Genomic DNA, 17,787 nt, shown 5'->3' on the forward strand with positions numbered 1-17,787 from the left:
ATACAGTCTGTATGGAACAGGATGTCCGTATGAAAGGCCCCCGATTTTCCGCAGGCCGCGGCAGCCGCCGGGCGGAACACGTCAGCGACACCCGGCGCGCCCTGGTGGAGGCGGCCAGGCGGCTGTTCGCCGAGCGCGGCTACGCCGCCACCGGAACAGAGGACATCGTCGGCGCGGCGCGGGTCACCCGAGGCGCGCTCTACCACCACTTCCGGGACAAGGCGGACCTGTTCCGCGCCGTGATGGCGGAGTGCGCGCAGGAGATGGCCGAGCGGCTGGTCGAACAGGAGACCCGCAGGGCCGAACGGGAGCCGGGGGACGCCTGGCAGCTGCTGCGCACCGGGTTCCAGTCCTTCCTGGACGCCTGCACCGACCCCGACTTCCAGCGGATCGTGCTGATCGAGGGGCCCGCGGTGCTGGGGCACAGCGCCTGGGACGCCCTGGTCGAGGAGCACGGCTACCTGCTGCTGGCGGAGGCGCTGACCGAGGCCATCCGGGACAACCAGATCGAGGAGCTGCCGCTGGCCCCGCTGACCAGGATGCTGGCCGCGCTGATCTCCGAGGCCAGCCTCTACATCGCCCGCGCGGAGGACCATGGGCGCGCCCGCCAGGAGGCCGGCCTGGTGCTCGACCGGCTACTGGCCGGGCTCTCCGCCCCGACGGTGACCAGCGGGGCCTAGCGCCGCCTCCGAAGTACGCAGTCGCCGCACAGGCCGCCGCCCGGGACCCGGTAGTACAGGCAGCAGCTGCGGCGGCTGAAGACGGGATCCGGGTCGCCGGGCGGCGTCCGCAGCGTTCCGGTGCCCTGTAGCGGCGGGGCGGCGAGCACTCGTTCCGCCAGGTCGAGGGCGTGACGGGCCTGGTCGGGACGACCGTGCGCGCGGCACCACCCGTGCAGTACGCGCACGGAACCGGCCAGCGCCGAGCCCGCGTTCCCCCACAGCAGCCTCGGCGACACCGGGCACAGGGCGCGGATCGCCGTGTGCAGCGGCGCCAGGTGGCCCTCGGCCACCGCCGTCGCCAGCCGCCGCGCCGCATCGGCGCCTCCGGTCGGGGACGGCAGCGGGTCCGGCAGCCACAGGTCGTGCGGTGCCATACGGTCCGGCTGCCACCACAGGCGCTGCGCGGTCAGCGGCGGAATCCGGCCGCACAGCGCCGCCGAGCCGAGCGCCAGCGACCACAGCCGGGCGGCCAGCCCCTGGAAGACCAGCGAGGCGGCGACCCTCGGCTCATCGGTGCCCAGCCGCTCGGCCACCGCGGCCAACCGCTCCCCCAGCGGCGCCCCCGGGCCCCGCCCGGCGTAGAAGTCGGCGAGCGGCCGGTACCCCTCGCCGCCCGGCCCACCCGGCGTCGCCCCGGTCCGTACGCCGAAGAACGGGCCGACAGCGGCGACTTGGCGCAGGTCGTCGTCGGGCGTCGGCGTCACGTTGTGTGTCCTTCGTGCGGGAGCGGCGGGCACTGGATCGTAACGCCGCACCCGCCACGCTGAGCCGGAAGGCCAACCGCACGCCGCTAGGAGGCCATTGCCCTTCAAAACGCCAACACGGGAGCGCGTTACGGGAGTCACGCGCCGGTTGTACGCGCCAATGACTGGCGCGCGGGGTGAACCCGGCCGATGAGAGGGGTGAAGTCAGCATGACACGGGCATCCTGGAGGCGCGTCCTCCGGTCGACGGCGCACACAGCTGGTTCACGCAGGACGGAACCCTCGCATCCACGGCATCCCGGCCCGCCCGGCCGCCTCGTCGAGAGCAAGGAGTACGACCATGGTCGAAGCCAACCCCAACCTCACCACCCAACTCGATCAACCCCGGCAGGCCTCAGTCGACTCGATCGCCGATCCCGGTCCGCTCGGACTGGCCGGGTTCGCCAGCACGACCTTCGTCCTCAGCTGCTTCAACGCCAACCTGGTCGACGCGAGCCTGTCGGCCGCCGTCCTCCCGCTGGCCCTCTTCTACGGCGGCCTGGCCCAACTCCTCGCGGGCATGTGGGAGTTCCGCAAGGGCAACACCTTCGGCGCGACGGCGTTCAGCTCCTTCGGCGCCTTCTGGCTGTCCTTCGCGGGGTACGTCAGGTTCGTGGCACCGCACCTTCCGTTGGCCGGCGCCCACCAGGCGACCGGCCTGTACCTGCTGGTCTGGGCCGTATTCACGGTGTACATGACGGTGGCGGCGTTGAGGACGAGCGGCGCGGTACTGGGCGTCTTCGCCTTCCTGTCGCTGACGTTCATCGCGCTGTCGGCGGGCGAGTTCGCGCAGTCGACCGTGACCACCAAGGTGGGTGGTTGGCTCGGGCTGGTCACCGCGGTGCTCGCCTGGTACGCGTCGTTCGCGGCGGTCACCAACGAGACCTGGCGGCGTCCCGCGCTTCCGACCTGGCCGCGGGCCTGAGCCCGCCGACGCCGCCTCCCGCTGCCCGGCCGGTCCGCTCAACACCTGCCGGGCAGTCGGCGTGCCGTCGTGGCACGAGCAGCAGCAAGGTGGCCCGCGCCTCGCGCCGCCGTACAGCGCGTCGGGCGAAGGTGGCGGTGATGGCCAGCAGCGAGACCGTCGCGGCGTAGACGACCGCGGCCGCCGCGGACAGGAGCCCGAGATTCATCGGGCACGCACCCTTCTTCCCCCCATCCGACCCAGGCCCCGGCCGGTTGATGGTCATGGGTCCCGCGGTTTCGTTCGCAGATGAGGACTCAGTGCGCCGGGTTGGGCTCCCCCACTCCCAGGCTACCCGTAACGAGCTGGCGGCACACGGTTGTTGGGCACACGGGGCGAGGGCTTGCGGGGCGTGAACGGGCATGCGCGCCGCCGGTGGACGGCCAGCGGACCGTCGGACCAGCGCACTGACAGCCCGTCAAGGAGCAGGTCCGCACGCCGTCGACGACCTCGTCGTACGCCACGGGGGCGGACCGGCGCGCCAACGACGAGCGGCCCACCACACCCCCGGTGACAAGGCCCGGACGCGCCCACGGGCGGGCAGAGCGGGGCGACACGCCCCCACTCCGGTGAATACGGAGGAATGGGACACCCCAGCCGGTGTGATTGTCCCATCGGTTTTCCATCAAACGCCTCGGGAGAGACCATGCGTGTTCGTAGTGCCGTCATCGCCGCCGCCCTGGCCCTGACCGGCGCCGTGGCCACCGCCACCACCGCCGTTGCCGACTCAAGCGCCACCGGCAGTGCCGTCGGGTCGCCCGGAGTCATCTCCGGCGACGTGATCCAGGTTCCCGTCAACCTGCCGATCAACCTGTGCGGGAACACCATCAACGTCATCGGAATCCTCAACCCGGCGGCGGGCAACGTCTGCGCGAGCAGCTGACGATAAGCTGATCGCTCGCGCTTCCGAGTCCTCAGAGAACCTCATTCACCGGCACGGACGGCACACCATCAACGTGCCGTCCGCGTCCGGCTGCCGGGACGCCCAACGCGCCTCAAGTCCCCGCCGTGGAGCGGTACTTCTCCAGTAGCCGCAGCCACACCTCGCTGATGGTCGGGTAGGAGGGCACCGCGTGCCAGAGGCGGTCCATGGGGACCTCGCCCACCACCGCCACCGTGGCCGAGTGCAGGAGTTCCCCGACGCCGTAGCCGACGAACGTGACGCCGAGCAGATGATCTCGGTCCAGGTCCACGACCATGCGCGCCCGGCCCCGGTAGCCGTCCGCGTACAGGCCCGCGCCGGCGACCTTGCTCATGTCGTAGTCCACGGTGCGGATCCGGCGGCCGGCCCGTTCGGCCTGCTCCGCGGTCCAGCCGACGGAGGCGGCCTCCGGGTCGGTGAAGACCACCTGCGGTACCGCGTCGATGTCGGCGGTGGCGGCGTGGCTGCCCCAGCGGGCGGTGTCCACCGGCTGGCCGCCGGCCCGCGCACCGATCGCCGCGCCCGCGATCCGCGCCTGGTACTTGCCCTGATGAGTCAGCAGCGCACGGTGGTTGACGTCTCCGGCCGCGTACAGCCAGCCGTCCGGCACATCGGTGACCCGGCAGGTGTCGTCAACAGTCAGCCACTGTCCGGGAGTCAAACCCACTGTTTCCAGGCCGAGATCCTCGGTGCGCGGCGCCCTCCCGGTGGCGAACAGCACCTCGTCGACGACGAGTTCACCGCCGTCCGCCAGCGTGATGGTCACCGGTCCCGACGGATCCGGCCGCCGCACCTCGGACACCTGGGCTCCGGTACGGATCTCCACCCCGGCGTCGGTGAGCCCCTCGGCCACCAGTTCACCGGCGAACGACTCCATCCGCGCCAGCAGCCCCGATCCGCGCACCAGCATGGTCACCCGCGAACCCAGCGCCTGCCACGCCGCGGCCATCTCCGCGGCGACCACACCGCCGCCCACCACCGCCAGCCGCCCCGGTGCCTGTCGTGCGCTGGTCGCCTCCCGGCTGGTCCACGGCTTGGCCTCGGCCAGCCCCGGCAGGTCGGGCACCGCGGCCCGGCTGCCGGTGCACACCCCGACCGCGTGCCGGGCGGTGAGGGTGCGGCGGCCGCCGCCCGGCACGTCGACCGTCACCCGTCGCTCCCCGGCCAGCCGCCCGTGGCCGCGCACCAGGTCGATACCCTCCTTCGCCACCCAGGCGGCCTGCCCGTCGTCCTTCCAGTACGAGGCGTACTCGTCGCGGTGGGCGAGCACCGCCGCCACGTCCAGCGGACCCTTCACCGCCTGCCGCGCGCCCGGTGACCTGCGGGCCTCGGCGAGCGCGGTCGGTGGACGCAGCAGGGCCTTGCTGGGCATGCACGCCCAGTACGAGCACTCGCCGCCCACCAGTTCGCTCTCCACCAAGGCGACGGTCAGGCCGGCGGACCGGGCGTAGTCGGCGAGGTTCTCCCCGGTGGGTCCGGCGCCGAGTACGACGACGTCGTACTCCTCGGTCTCGGTGGTCACGATCCGGCCTCCCGCTCTGCGTGGCTCGTACGGTGCACTTGCCCCATCCTGTGGCCATCGGCGGTCGCCCGCCCGTGCCCCCGTCCACCCGGGTGACCGGCCGCCTTCGATGATCGGCGAAGATGGCCGGTAGGGGAAGACCAAGGCCGACGACGCACGCAGGCCACGACGTAAGGACGCACATGGGCGAGCTGATCCTCATCCGGCACGGCGAGACCGAATGGAGCCGGGCGTCGAAGCACACCAGCTGGACGGATCTGCCGCTCACCGCGCGCGGCGAGGAGCAGGCCGGCTCGCTCGTACCGCTGCTGGCCGACCGCCGGATCGCCGTCACGTTCTGCAGCCCGATGGCGCGTGCGCTACGCACCGCGGAACTCGCCGGGCTGGGCGATCCGGTGATCGAGCCCGACATGCGGGAGTGGGACTACGGCGGCTACGAGGGCATCACCACCGAGGAGATCCACCGCACCCGGCCCGGCTGGGACCTGTGGACCGACGGGGTGGCGCCCGGCCCCGCGCAGCATCCCGGTGAGTCTCCGGCGCAGGTTGGCGAGCGCGCCGACCGGGTGCTCAAGGCGGTGGACGCGGCGCTGGCGGAGGCGGCGGGCGGCGGGGACGTGGCGCTGGTGGCGCATGCGCACTTCCTGCGGGTGCTCACCGCCCGGCGGCTCGGTCTTTCGGCGTCCGGCGGAGCGCTGTTCCGGCTGGACACCGCCACGGTGAGCCGCCTGGGCAGCGAACACGACCGTCCGGTGATCACGGCCTGGAACGTGGCGCCGCAGCGCTGAGCCTGCTGATGACGGGTTCGCCGAGAACCCCCCCTCGGTTTCTCACATCCGCTGCCACGCCGCGCGCAGCGAGCGGCCGCGGCGTAGGACGTCGCGCCAGGGATCCTCGGTGAGGCGTTCGGCGATGTTGGTCAATGTCCAGCGGCGGGGGTGGAGTTCGGGGTCGTCCAGTTCGGAGCCGTCGATGGGCGTGGCGACCGGTGCGCCGGGCAGTGCGCGGACGGTGTACGGGGCGACCGCGGTCTGGGCGTAGCCGTTGCGCTGGATGTCCAGGTAGAGGCGTTCGCCGCGGTCCTGTTTGCGTGGGGCGGTGGTGAGTTGGTCGGGGTGGCGACTCGCGAGGGTGTCCGCGACGCGCCGGGCGAAGTCCCGGACCTCGTCGACGTCCGTTCTGCGGTCCAGCGGCACGATGACGTGCAGTCCGCGCGATCCGGTGGTCATCAGCGCGGCGGGCAGCCGCAGTTCGTCCAGCAGGGCGCACAGTTGCCGGGCCGCCTCGCGGACCGGGGCGAAGTCCTCGCCCGGCGGGTCGAGGTCGAAGACCAGGCGGTCCGGGCAGCGCGGGCGGTCGGCCTTGGCGAGGAAGCGGTGCAGGGTGAGGCAGGCCTGGTCGGCGAGGTAGACCAGGGTGGCGGTGTCGTCGCACAGGACGTGGGTGACGGTGCCGTTCTGCTTCGGCAGTTCGGCCCGCCGGATCCAGTCGGGGTAGTAGTCGGGCACGTCCTTCTGCATGAACCGGCCGCCGTTGATGCCGTCCGGATGCCGCTCCAGCATCAGCGGACGACCGCGCAGTTGCGGCAGCATCCGTGGGGCCACGGTGCGGTAGTGCTCCACGAGGTCGGCCTTGGTGAGGCCGTCGTCGGGGAACAGCACCTTGTCCGGGCGGCTCACCTCGACGGTGCGGCGTCCGGCGCGCACGGCGAGTTTCGGCTTCGCCGCCACGTCAGGCGCCGTACCAGACGGTGGTGACGTTGCAGAACTCGTGCATTCCGTGGCCTGACAGCTCGCGTCCGTAACCGGAGCGCTTCACTCCGCCGAATGGCATCGCGGGGTGCGAGGCGGTCATGCCGTTGAAGTAGACGCCGCCCGCCTCCAAGTCCCTGATGAAACGCCGCTGTTCTGCTTCGTCGTCGGTCCAAACATTGGAACTGAGGCCGAACGGTATGTCGTTGGCCAGTTCCACCGCCGCGTCCAGGTCGTCGGCCGGGTACAGCGTGGCCACGGGCCCGAAGGCCTCCTCGCGGTGGATGCGCATGGTCGGGGTGATTCCGGTGAGCACGGTGGGCTCGTAGAACCAGCCCACGCGGTGGTGCGGCGGGCGCCGGGCGCCGCACAGTGCGGTGGCGCCCTGCCCGACGGCGTCGTTGACGAGTTCCTCCAGGTCGGCGCGGCCCCGCTCGGTGGACAGCGGTCCGACGTCGGTGCTCTCCAGCATCGGGTCGCCGACGGTGAGCGCCGCCATGGCCGCGGTGAAGCGTTCGACGAACCCCTCGTACACGTCGGAGTGCACGATGAAGCGCTTGGCGGCGATGCAGGACTGACCGTTGTTCTGCACCCGGGCGGTGACCGCGGTGCGGACCGCCCGGTCCAGGTCGGCGGAGGGCATCACGATGTACGGGTCGCTGCCGCCGAGTTCCAGCACGGTCTTCTTGACCTCGTCACCGGCGATCGCGGCCACCGACCGTCCGGCGGGTTCGCTTCCGGTGAGCGTGGCGGCGGCGATCCGGGGGTCGCGAAGGATCTTCTCGATGGCGTCCGCGCCGACCAGCAGCGTCTGGAAGCACCCTTCGGGAAAACCCGCGCGATAGAAGAGGTCACCGAGGTACAAGGCGGTCTGCGGCACGTTGGACGCGTGCTTGAGCAGCCCGACGTTGCCCGCCATCAGTCCGGGCGCGGCGAAGCGGATCACCTGCCACAACGGGAAGTTCCAGGGCATGACCGCGAGCACCACACCGAGCGGCCGGTAGCGGACGTACGCGGCGCGCGCGCCGGAGTCCTCGATGTCGGCGGCGGAGGGGCGTTCGTCGGCGAGCAGCCGTTCGCCGTTCTCCGCGTACCAGCGCAGCGCCTTGACGCACTTGGCGGCCTCGGCTCGGGCGGCGACCAGGGTCTTGCCCATCTCGGTCGTCATGGTGTGGGCGATCTCGTCCTGCTCGTGCTCCAGCAAGTCGGCGGTCGCACGCAGCAGTTCGGCCCTGGTGACCAGGTCGGTGGTGCGGTAGTCACGGAAGGCTGCGGTCGCGCGGGCCAGCCGCTGCTCGATCTCGTCCGGACCCTGCGCCTCGAAGGTCTTCAGGGTCTGCCCCGTCGCCGGGTTGACGGTTGCGATGGCCATGGCGGTTTCCTCCTCGGACGGTGCCAATGGTCGCGTGCCCGCTAGCTACGGGTTTACCCCTTGTGCTCCGGGACCGTCTTCCTGGCCGGTCGGGGCGGGCGGTACGTCGCTCCCAGCACCGCCGCCAGGACCAGTACCGGGGCGGGCACCGCCGCCCAGGCCGGGGCCCAGTGGTGCAGCACGGCGGCCACCGCGGCGCCCGCCACCAGCGCGGCCAGCCGTACCGGCACCCACCGGTCCGCCGCGCCGACCGCGGCACCGGCCCCGCTGGCGACGTACGTGGCGAGTGTGCCGGTGAAGTACGTGGAGGGCCGCGCTGCGCGCCCCGCGACGAGCATCGCGGCGGACTGGCCGCCCATCGCCACGGCGGCCACGCAGAGCAGCACCTGGCGCATCAGCCCGCCGGGCGCTCCGCCGCTGCCCGCCCACAAGGTGGCGTACGCCGCCAGCACCGCGGTCTCCCCGGCCAGGCAGAACAGTGCCTGCGCCGGCCACCCCGGCCGTGCGCCGGGGGCGGCGCCGCGGCAGATCAGCGCGCCGGCCCGGGTGCCCGCGACGAACCCGGCCAGCGCCACCAGCGGCGCCGCCAGATCGGCCGGGCGGCCGGAGGCGAAGGCGATGCCGAGCAGCACCAGGTTGCCGGTCATCACCCCGGCGAAGACATGGCCGAGCACGGTGAACGCCAGCGCGTCCACCGCCCCGGAGGCCGCTGCCAGCAGCACCAGGGCGATGTGTTCCGCGGTGCGGGGACCGCGCTGGCCGGGCAACGCCGACTGCTACCGCAGCGGCCCGGGGTCCGGCACCGGGCTGGGCGCCGGGCCTGGTGTGGGGCCGGGCGGCGGAGACGGTGGCACAGGTTCCGGTTCGGGGCCCGGCACGGGCTCGGGCGGCGGCGTCGGGATGGGGTTCGGCGAGGGGCCCGGCGGAACCGGGCCGGGCACGGGCCCGGGACCGGGCGGCGGAGTCGGCGAGGGGGGCGCGGGGTCCGGGCGCGGAGTGGGGTCCTTTTCGAACCTCGGGACGCTCATGGACCGCACGGCGTCAGGAGGCTGCGCGGCCCGCACGGCCGATGGCCTCGGATGCCGCACGTTCGGGCCGGAAGGGGTGGGCAGGGGCTGCCGTGCGGTGTGCTGCTTCATGACGTCCTCCAGCGCCTCGCGGGTGCTACTCGCCCCGCTTCTGCCCGGGATGCGCCCGAGTACCCCTCACACCCTGGGCACAGCCGGGCGCGGCGCGCGCGCAGGCGTAGCCCGTCGGGGGGACGGCGGGACCGGGGCGCCGAGTCGCACTCGGCGGCCATTGCGCGGAGGATGGAAGGACGCCGCCAGCGGGCGCACGCCGCCCGTGCGCTGCCAGGCCATCGACGGGCTGAGCGCGACGAGCCTCAGATCGACGAGCTTAGGGAGAATCCGATGGACGTCTCCTGGGTCACCCCCTCGATCCTCGCGGAACTTCGCCGTCCACGGGAGTACCCCGCCGTCTCCCTGGTACTGCCCGTCCACCGGGCGCAGCCGGAGAAGGCACAGGATCCGATCCGGCTGCGCAATCTGGTGGCAAGGGCCCGCAAGCAGGCCGAGGACGATCCTGAAGTCACCCACTCCCGCCGCATCGATCTGCAAAAGCACCTGGACGCCGCGATCGAGGAGTTGGAGTGGGAGCGTGAGCAGATGTCCGGCGAGGGGCTGGTGCTGCATGTGGCGCCGGGCGAGCACCACACCTGGCTGCTGCCGCAACCGGTGACCGAGCAGGTCGTGTTCGGCACCACCTTCCTCACCCGCAACCTGGTGGCGGCCACCTCCATGCTGGAGCCGTACTGGGCGCTGGTGCTGGCCGAGAAACCGTCCCGGCTGTGGGACGGCTCGCCGCTGTGGCTGCGTGAGGTGACGGAGGGCCGCTTCCCCATCGCCGCGCAGGGCCAGGAGGGAGAGGCGCCGCTCAAGGGCGGCATCGGGGTGCGGCCGAGCCCGCTCAGGGAGGAGCGGCTGCGCCGGTTCTTCGAGGCGGTGGACGAGGCGCTGGGCCAGGTGCTCAACGGCAGGCGCAGGCCGGTGTTCCTGGTCGGCATGCAGTCGCACCTGCACCGGATGCGCGAGGTGACCCGGCATCGCGACGTCCTCGCCGACCCCGAGACGGACACGGACGCGGCCGGGTTCGAGAAGGCGTCCGCCGCGGAGCTGGCGGCGGTGCTGCGGACGGCGTGGGAACGAGCCCACGCCAGGCGGGTACAGGCCGCACTGGAGGCGTTGGACGCCGCCCGCGGGGAGAAGCGGTACGCGGGCGGCCTGGAGGAGGCCTGGAACCTGGTGAGCGAGGGCCGGGGCAGGCACCTCGTGGTCGACGAGACGTACCGCGTGGCCGCGCGGGTCGATGGGGAACATGTCGAGGTCATCGGAGCTGATGGTGAGATCCGGCCGGACGCCAGGGGGACGGTCGTCCAGGACGCGGTGGACGAACTGGTGGAGCGGCAGTTGGAGCACAGCGGGGAAGTGACGTTCGTGCCGTCTGGGGCCATTGACGGCACGGGACTCGCTCTCAGCCTGCGGTACTGATTCCCTCCCGCCCACCGCACCCGTTCGCCGTCAACCTCCGGGTGGCCCGCCGACGCCGGTTTCCGCCCCCGCGGGGCGGGGGGACAGGAAATTCGACCTCCACCGTACGAGTGACTCCTGGAGTGTCCAGCACTGACCGCGCCGTACACCGTCGGATCATCTGCCTTAACCAGAGGTCATGGGAGGGCCAGCGGTGGAGCGGATCGGCACGGCTGCGGCAGCACGCGCGGGTGGCGTCGTACTCGCCTGCCTGGCCACGGCCATCCTGTCGTCCGCCGCCGTCGGCGGCCCCGCCGCCCACCCCTCGGCCACGGCGCACCGCTCCCCCGCGCACACGCCGCACCGCCCGCGCCGCACCCCGGCTCCGGCGAGCCGGGTGGCGGCGCTGCGGGCGGCCAGCCCCACGCCGACGACCACCTTCCCGCCCGACTACCGGGTGGGCGCGGTCTTCTCGCTCACCGGCCAGCCGCACCACTACTGCACCGGCAGCGTGGTGGACAGCCCGCACCGCGACCTGGTGATCACCGCGGCGCACTGTGTGCACGGCGGCGCGGGCAGCGGCTACCGTTCGGGCCTCGGTTTCGCGCCCGGCTACCGGGACGGCCGCAGCCCGGCCGGGCTGTGGCGGGTCCGCAGCGCCCTGGTGGCGCCGGAGTGGGCCGACTCCACCGACAGCTCGGCCGATGTGGCGTTCCTGGTGATCGATCCGCTCGACGGGCGCAACATCCAGGACGTGGTGGGCGGCAACCGGCTGAGCACCGGGCGGGACAGCGGCCCGATCCGGCTCGTGGGGTATCCGCGCAACGCCAACGACGCGATCTCCTGCGACGGCACGGCGCGCCCGGCGACCCGCCGGGGGGTGGACCAGCTGCGGGTCGTCTGCCCCGGGTTCACCTCGGGCACCAGCGGCAGCCCCTGGCTGGCCAACGCCGACCGGTCGGGCGGCGGTTCGGTGGTGGGAGTGATCGGCGGCTACCGCAACGGCGGCTCGACACCGGACGTGTCGTACAGCAGCGTCTTCGGCGAGCGGGTGCACGACCTGTACGAGCAGGCCGAGGCGCTGGGTTAGCGGCGCCGTACCAGCGGGAACGGCAGTGTCTCACGGATGGTCAGGCCCGTCAGGAACATCACCAGCCGGTCAACTCCGATGCCCAGGCCGCCGGTTGGCGGCATCGCGTACTCCAGGGCGGTCAGGAAGTCGTCGTCCACCTCCATCGCCTCCAGGTCGCCCCCGGCGGCCTTCAGTGACTGCTCGGTGAGTCGTCTGCGCTGCTCCACCGGGTTGATCAACTCCGAGTAGGCGGTGCCCAGTTCGGTGCCGAAGGCGACCAGGTCCCAGCGCTCGGCGAGCCGTGGATCGGTGCGGTGCTGGCGGGTGAGGGGGGAGACATCGGTCGGGAAGTCGGTGTAGAAGGTGGGCAGCGTGGTGCGCTCCTCGACCAGTCGCTCGTACATCTCCAGCACCAGATCGCCATGGCTCGTGCCGGGCGCGTACGGCACCCCGGCCCGGTCGCACAGCCGCATCAGCGCGAGGGTGTCGGCATCCGGGCCGACCCGTTCGCCCAGCGCCTCGGAGATCGCCTCGTAGACCGGCTTGACCGGCCAGTAGCCGGAGATGTCGTACTCGGTGACCGTGCCGTCGGCGGCGGTCCTGCGGGCGATCTGCGCGCCGTTGGCGGCGACGGCGGCGGACTGCACCAGTTCCCGGGTGAGGTCCAGCATCACCCGGTAGTCGGCGAACGCCTGGTACGCCTCCAGCATGGTGAACTCGGGGTTGTGCTTGTACGAGGTGCCCTCGTTGCGGAAGGTGCGGCCCATCTCGAAGACCTTCTCCACACCGCCCACGCACAGCCGCTTGAGGTAGAGCTCGGGTGCGATCCGCAGGTACAGGTCGAGGCCGTAGGCGTTGATGTGGGTGGTGAACGGCCGGGCGTTGGCGCCGCCGTGGATCTGCTGCAGCATCGGGGTCTCCACCTCCAGGAAGCCCCGGTCCAGCAGGCCCTGGCGCAGCGCCTGGACGGCGGCACTGCGGGCCCGTACGACCTCGCGGGCCTCGGGGCGGATGACCAGGTCCACATAGCGCTGGCGCACCCGGGCCTCAGGGTCGGTCAGGCCCCGGCGCTTGTCCGGAAGCGGACGCAGGCACTTGGCGGTGAGCCGCCAGGAGGTGGCGAAGACCGACAGTTCGCCCTTCTCGCTGGTCCCGACCTCGCCGCGCACCTCGATGTGGTCACCGAGGTCGGTGTCGCCGGTGAACCGGGTCAGCTCCTCCGCTCCCAAGTCGGCCCGGGTGAGGGCGACTTGCAGATCCCCCGACCAGTCCCGGAGCACCGCGAACACCACACCGCCGAAGTCGCGCCGCATCATCAGCCGACCGGTGACGGCGACCCGCTCGCCGGTACGGGTCCCCGGCGGCAGGTCGGGGTGGGCGGCCCGGACCTCGGCGAGGGTGTGGGTCCTGGCCGCGTCCACCGGATACGGCTCGACGCCTCGCGCCATCAGCCGGTCCAGCTTGTGGCGGCGCACCCGGACCTGTTCCGGCAGCGCCGCCAGCTCGTCGGCGGCCAGGGCGGCCGTCTCGTCGGGTGCGCCGTGGGCGAGTTCGGTGAGCGGCGGCAGCGGCTCGGCGCTGACGGGCGGGCGTACCCCCTTGTGCCAGCCGAAGCGCGGGAAGTCCACGAACCCCTCGGCGATCCCGGCGGCCAGCCCGATCCGGGCCACCTGGCGCCCTTCGGCGAAGCACAGGAACCGCGGATACCAGTCCGGCTTGTACTTCACGTTCGACCGGTACAGCGCCTCCAGCTGCCACCACTTGGAGAAGAACAGCAGCATCCTGCGCCACAGCCGCAGCACCGGGCCCGCGCCGATGCGCGCGCCCTGTTCGAAGACCGCGCGGAACACCGCGAAGTTCAGCGACACCCGTTTGATGCCCAGCCGCGGTGCCCGCTCGGCGATCTCGGTGACCAGGAACTCCATGACCCCGTTGGGCGCGTTGCGGTCCCGGCGCATCACATCCAGCGAGATGCCGTCCGAGCCCCAGGGCACGAAGGACAGCAGCGCCACGGTCTGCCCCTCGGTGTCGACCGCCTCGGCGAGCAGGCAGTCGGCGTCCGCCGGGTCGCCGAGGCGGCCGAGCGCCATCGAGAAGCCGCGCTCGACCTCGGTGTCCCGCCAGGCGTCGGCCAGCGCGATGACCCGCTCCATCTCCTGCGGCGCCAGGTCGCCGTGGCGGCGGATCCGGCAGGTCATCCCGGTGCGGCGGACCCGGTTCACCGCCTGCCGGGTGACCCGCATGTCGCGTCCGGCCAGGTCGAAGCGGGCGGTCTCCAGCACCGCCTCGTCGCCGAGTTGCAGTGCGTTCAGCCCGGCGCGCGCGTAGGCCTTGGCGCCCTCCTCGCTGGCGCCCATGACGGCCGGGACCCAGGCGTACTTACGGGCCAGGCCCAGCCATGCCTCGACGGCCGCGTCCCACGCCCCGTGGTCGCCCACCGGGTCCGAACTGGCCAGGCAGACGCCCGCCTCGACCCGGTAGGTGACCGCGGCGCCGCCGCTGGGCGCGAAGACCACCGCCTTGTCCCGGCGGGTGGCGAAGTAGCCGAGCGAGTCATGGGCACCGTGGCGGGCGAGCAGCGCGCGGAGGCGGGCCTCCTCGTCACCGTGCAGCGTGGCCTGCGCCCGTTGCGAACGGAACAGCACGGCCGCCGCGTTGAGCAGGGCCAGGGCGCCGAACAGCCCGAGCAGGAAGCTCACCGCCATCGGGGGGTGCTGGGGGAAGTGGCGCCCGCTGATCAGTCCGCCGAAGACCCGGTTGGCGGCCCACGGCAGCCGCTGCGCGGCGGGCAGTCCGCCGTGGAAGAGTTCCACCAGGCCCCAGCCGAGCAGCACCGCGACGGCCAGCCCCAGGGCCAGTACGCCCAGTGCCCGCCAGAAGGCTCCGCGCCGCACCCGGGCCGCGAACTGTTTGCGGGACAGCAGCAGCGCGGCCATGATCAGGCCGGTGATCACCAGGGAGACGGCGGCGTCCACCGGGCCGACGAGGTCGATGGTGAGGATCTCCGCGAGCAGCACCAGGCCGGTGTAGAAGGTGACCACCCACCACGCGACCCGCTTGCGGGCGAGCAGCGCACCGGCGAGCAGCAGCAGGAAGACCGCGTAGGCGAGGTTGGGCGAGGCCGGGACGATCCAGTCGTCGATCAGCTCCAGCACCGGCGACAGCAGCCAGCGCACCGGGCTGACCAGCGCGGACAGTGCGCAGGCGATGCCGAGCAGACCGAAGAACCCGCCGGCCCAGGCGGGCACCCGCATCGCCACGCGTCGCAGCGGGCCGGGCCGGGTCTTGCGCTCACCGCCGCTCATGGCCCTCCTTATGGTGGGGGTCCGGGAGGCAACCCCCGGATCCGGCCGGACCCGGCGCTGTCGGTCCGGACACAGGTCACCACCACCGTCACGGTAGCGACGTGCGGGCCGCTTCGCACAGCACACTCGATGCGGCATTTCGCCGGTTTCGTGACACTAGCCTGTCCGGGCGCGCGAGGCGGGCAGCGGAAGGCGGCCGTCGGCATCCGTGCCGACGGCCGCCCGACAACCGCACCGCCTACTGCCCTCCGCGGCTTTGCGCGTAGCAGCGCCGCAGCCAGCGCGCCGTCCCCTGTGCGGCAGGCTGGAACGGGACTCGGCGGTGCAGCACTCGGCGGTTGTCGAAGATGTGGAAGTCCCCCGCACCGATCAGTACCGCGACGCCGTCCAACTCGCCCAGCCGCCGCTCGAATTGGGTCAGTGCCCGGGTGGCGCGCAGCGTCAGGCCGGTGATCCGGCCCGGCCCGTACCGTACGGCGTCGTGGCCGTCCGGCAGCGTCCACAGCAGCGGCACGCCCTCGCGGGCCATCGGGCCGCCGTCGGCACTGGCCGCGTAGGACTCCGGGGCGGTCACCAGGAACTCGGGAAGCCGTAGGTCGTCGACGACCCACTGGGGCAGGGTGGCGAGCACCTCGGCGAGCGGGAGCAGGTCGGTGGGAACCTCCTCCTCGTTGCGCATCCCGTAGAACGAGAGGTAGTGCGGGATCGCTATCGACGCCTCGGCGCCCTCGGTGTGGTCGAGGATCGAGTCGTCGGTGTGCCAGTCGAGCGGTGCGGAGTAGCCCCAGGAGGTGAGTGCCCGCCCTGAGCCGGGCCGTGGCGCGACGTTCCGGATGAGGCGTCCCTCGTTCTCCCAGCGGTAGGCCACCGGCGTCAGGCCGAGCAGATGGAGCAGCCCGAAGTGGACCAGGTTGGGAACGGTGAGGGTGGATTCATCGCTGAATCCGTTGCCCGGCGTCGGAATCCATTCCTCCGTTTCCGGCAGGTTGGACACCGTCAGCCAGGGAGACGGTTCCCGGCGCCACGCCTTCAACTGTTCCAGTACGGCGGCGGGCAGATGATTCCGCAGGTGCTTGGCGCCCGTCTCGGTGTAGGCGCGCGGGTCGGAATCCGGGGTGACGCCTCCGAGGCCAGGGTGCGCACGCAGATCCGCGGAAAGCGACACCTTTACGGCGTCGGTGACGCGGACCGCTTCCCGGGGAACGTCATGCATGCCGTCAAAATCTCCTTAACCGAGGCTTTTTGAGCGAAGTCCAGGGAAATTCAGCAACCCCATTGACGTTACCCCTCGGCCTTCGGCGGCAAATGCCCTTCATGATTCCTTGAGGAAGATCTGAGCTTGCCGCCGGAAGGTCCGGGCGGGCCGCGCCCTACCGCCGTACGCCGTACCAGCGAGGCGTCCGAACGGTCCAGAAGGGACGCCGCCCGGCATTGCGAACGGATGACCGGCAGCCGCCCCGGGCAGGATGGAACCCACCGTCAGGAGGTTGTGCCATGCCACTGCACCGCGTCGACCAAGCGCGGCAATACGCACCCGACGACCTGTACGCGCTGCCCGGAGCGTTCGAACCGCTCCCGCGCTACCGCATCCCCGACGGCACCATGCCGGCCCGGGCGGCGTACCAGTTGATCAACGACGAACTGCTGCTGGACGGCAACTCCCGGCAGAACCTCGCCACGTTCTGCACGACCTGGACGGAGCCCGAGGTCCGGGACATCATGTCCGAGACCCTGGACAAGAACCTGGTCGACAAGGACGAGTACCCGCAGACGGCGGAGCTCGAGTCGCGGTGTGTGCACGTCCTGGCCGATCTGTGGCACGCGCCGGACGGTACGTCCGCGGTGGGCTGTTCCACCACTGGTTCCAGCGAGGCGGCCATGCTGGCGGGCCTGGCGATGCAGCGCCGCTGGCGGGCGAAGCGGCGGGCCGCCGGGCAGCCCACCGAGCGGCCCAACCTGGTGTGCGGCCCGGTGCAGGTGTGCTGGGAGAAGTTCGGCCGCTACTTCGACGTGGAGCTGCGGCAGATCCCGCTGCTGCCGGACAGCCTCACCATGCGGCCGGAGCAACTCGCCCAGTACTGCGACGAGAACACCATCGGCGTGGTGACCACCCTCGGCGTCACCTTCAACGGGAAGTACGAGCCGGTCGCCGAAATCACCCGCGCGCTGGACGAGTTGGCGCGGCGCACCAGCCTGGACATCCCGGTGCACGTGGACGCGGCGAGCGGCGGCTTCGTCGCTCCGTTCCTGCAGCCCGACCTGGAGTGGGACTTCCGGCTGGACCGGGTGAAGTCCATCAACGCCTCGGGCCACAAGTTCGGCCTCTCACCGCTCGGCGTCGGCTGGGCGGTCTGGCGGGACGCCGAGTACCTGCCGGAGGAACTGATCTTCCACATCGACTACCTGGGCGGCAACATGCCGACCTTCGCCCTCAACTTCAGCCGCCCCGGCGGGGAGGTGATCGCCCAGTACTACAACCTGGTGCGGCTGGGACGCGAGGGCTACACCGCGGTACAGGGCGCCTGCGCCCAGGTCGCCACCCGGCTCGCCGACGCCGTCGCGGAACTGGGGCCGTTCACCGTGCTGCACGACGGCAGATCCGGGCTGCCGGTGGCGTGCTGGACGCTGACCCAGCCGCCGCGCCCGGGCAGTGACGACTGGACGCTGTACGACCTGTCGGAGCGGCTGCGGCTGCGCGGCTGGCAGGTGCCGACCTATCCGCTGCCCGCCGACCGGCAGGACGTCGTCGTACAACGCGTGGTGGTACGGCACGGGGTCAGCCGTGACCTCGCCGAACTGCTCATCAGCGATCTGAAGGGGGCGCTCGCCGACATCCGGCGCCGCCACCTGTCCGGCGCCGAGGAGCAGCCGGGCTTCCACCACTGAG

At 72.1% G+C, this 17,787-nt stretch carries 15 protein-coding genes; 7 read left to right on the top strand and 8 right to left on the bottom strand.

Annotated elements, in window-relative coordinates:
- Nucleotides 1-29 precede the first annotated feature (29 nt).
- On the top strand, nt 30-680 hold the full coding sequence (locus P3G67_RS05855) for a TetR/AcrR family transcriptional regulator (RefSeq protein WP_269854775.1): 651 nt from the start codon (nt 30-32) through the stop codon (nt 678-680).
- Here P3G67_RS05855 and P3G67_RS05860 read toward each other — a convergent pair.
- Entirely contained in the window at nt 677-1,426 is a 750-nt protein-coding gene (locus tag P3G67_RS05860) for a (2Fe-2S)-binding protein (RefSeq protein ID WP_276092510.1), read from the bottom strand. The two genes, P3G67_RS05855 and P3G67_RS05860, sit on opposite strands and share 4 nt — an antisense overlap.
- Nucleotides 1,427-1,765: 339 nt before the next feature.
- Between P3G67_RS05860 and P3G67_RS05865 the strand changes: the two genes are divergently transcribed.
- Nucleotides 1,766-2,389: an acetate uptake transporter gene (locus tag P3G67_RS05865; RefSeq protein ID WP_276092511.1), complete on the top strand. Its 624-nt coding sequence runs from the start codon at nt 1,766-1,768 to the stop codon at nt 2,387-2,389.
- Here the strand turns inward: P3G67_RS05865 and P3G67_RS05870 are convergent.
- Nucleotides 2,337-2,597: a hypothetical protein gene (locus tag P3G67_RS05870; RefSeq protein ID WP_276092512.1), complete on the bottom strand. Its 261-nt coding sequence runs from the start codon at nt 2,595-2,597 to the stop codon at nt 2,337-2,339. The genes P3G67_RS05865 and P3G67_RS05870 overlap by 53 nt on opposite strands.
- Nucleotides 2,598-3,074: 477 nt before the next feature.
- Between P3G67_RS05870 and P3G67_RS05875 the strand changes: the two genes are divergently transcribed.
- Nucleotides 3,075-3,311: a chaplin gene (locus P3G67_RS05875; RefSeq protein ID WP_276092513.1), complete on the top strand. Its 237-nt coding sequence runs from the start codon at nt 3,075-3,077 to the stop codon at nt 3,309-3,311.
- 112 nt (nt 3,312-3,423) lie between these two features.
- Here P3G67_RS05875 and P3G67_RS05880 read toward each other — a convergent pair whose 3' ends face one another.
- Nucleotides 3,424-4,872 (bottom strand): dihydrolipoyl dehydrogenase family protein, encoded by a 1,449-nt coding sequence (locus P3G67_RS05880; protein ID WP_276092514.1) that lies wholly within the window; start codon nt 4,870-4,872, stop codon nt 3,424-3,426.
- Between the two features lie 182 nt (nt 4,873-5,054).
- Here P3G67_RS05880 and P3G67_RS05885 point away from each other — a divergent pair, with 182 nt between their 5' ends.
- Nucleotides 5,055-5,660 carry a histidine phosphatase family protein gene (locus P3G67_RS05885; protein WP_276092515.1) on the top strand — a complete coding sequence of 202 codons (606 nt, stop codon included), beginning with the start codon at nt 5,055-5,057 and terminating at the stop codon, nt 5,658-5,660.
- 42 nt (nt 5,661-5,702) lie between these two features.
- Here P3G67_RS05885 and ligD read toward each other — a convergent pair whose 3' ends face one another.
- The 3 genes from ligD to P3G67_RS05900 are packed head-to-tail and all read right to left on the bottom strand — an operon-like array spanning nt 5,703 to nt 8,762.
- Complete coding sequence (gene ligD / locus P3G67_RS05890) at nt 5,703-6,602, bottom strand: non-homologous end-joining DNA ligase (RefSeq protein ID WP_276092516.1); 900 nt, start codon at nt 6,600-6,602, stop codon at nt 5,703-5,705.
- Nucleotide 6,603: 1 nt separating this feature from the next.
- Nucleotides 6,604-7,995, bottom strand: coding sequence for an NADP-dependent succinic semialdehyde dehydrogenase (locus P3G67_RS05895; RefSeq protein WP_276092517.1), 1,392 nt, complete (start codon nt 7,993-7,995; stop codon nt 6,604-6,606).
- A 53-nt stretch (nt 7,996-8,048) separates the two neighbouring features.
- Nucleotides 8,049-8,762 (bottom strand): YoaK family protein, encoded by a 714-nt coding sequence (locus P3G67_RS05900; protein WP_276092518.1) that lies wholly within the window; start codon nt 8,760-8,762, stop codon nt 8,049-8,051.
- Between the two features lie 645 nt (nt 8,763-9,407).
- Between P3G67_RS05900 and P3G67_RS05905 the strand changes: the two genes are divergently transcribed.
- Together P3G67_RS05905 and P3G67_RS05910 are read left to right on the top strand one after the other, a co-directional pair.
- Nucleotides 9,408-10,544, top strand: a complete 1,137-nt coding sequence (locus P3G67_RS05905) for a baeRF3 domain-containing protein (protein WP_276092519.1) — start codon at nt 9,408-9,410, stop codon at nt 10,542-10,544.
- Between the two features lie 178 nt (nt 10,545-10,722).
- Nucleotides 10,723-11,613, top strand: a complete 891-nt coding sequence (locus tag P3G67_RS05910; protein ID WP_276092520.1) for a trypsin-like serine peptidase — start codon at nt 10,723-10,725, stop codon at nt 11,611-11,613.
- On the opposite strand, the gene lysX is transcribed toward P3G67_RS05910, so the two are convergent.
- Together lysX and P3G67_RS05920 are read right to left on the bottom strand one after the other, a co-directional pair.
- Nucleotides 11,610-14,900: a bifunctional lysylphosphatidylglycerol synthetase/lysine--tRNA ligase LysX gene (gene lysX / locus P3G67_RS05915; RefSeq protein ID WP_391858206.1), complete on the bottom strand. Its 3,291-nt coding sequence runs from the start codon at nt 14,898-14,900 to the stop codon at nt 11,610-11,612. The genes P3G67_RS05910 and lysX overlap by 4 nt on opposite strands.
- Before the next feature lie 238 nt (nt 14,901-15,138).
- Complete coding sequence (locus tag P3G67_RS05920; protein ID WP_276092521.1) at nt 15,139-16,113, bottom strand: TauD/TfdA family dioxygenase; 975 nt, start codon at nt 16,111-16,113, stop codon at nt 15,139-15,141.
- A 281-nt stretch (nt 16,114-16,394) separates the two neighbouring features.
- Between P3G67_RS05920 and P3G67_RS05925 the strand changes: the two genes are divergently transcribed.
- A complete protein-coding gene (locus tag P3G67_RS05925; protein ID WP_276092522.1) occupies nt 16,395-17,786 on the top strand; it encodes a glutamate decarboxylase in 1,392 nt (463 codons plus the stop codon).
- The last annotated feature ends 1 nt before the right edge of the window (nt 17,787 follow it).

It is taken from the genome of Streptomyces silvisoli (genome assembly GCF_029269905.1).
Classification (GTDB): Bacteria; Actinomycetota; Actinomycetes; order Streptomycetales; family Streptomycetaceae; genus Streptantibioticus_A; species Streptantibioticus_A silvisoli_A.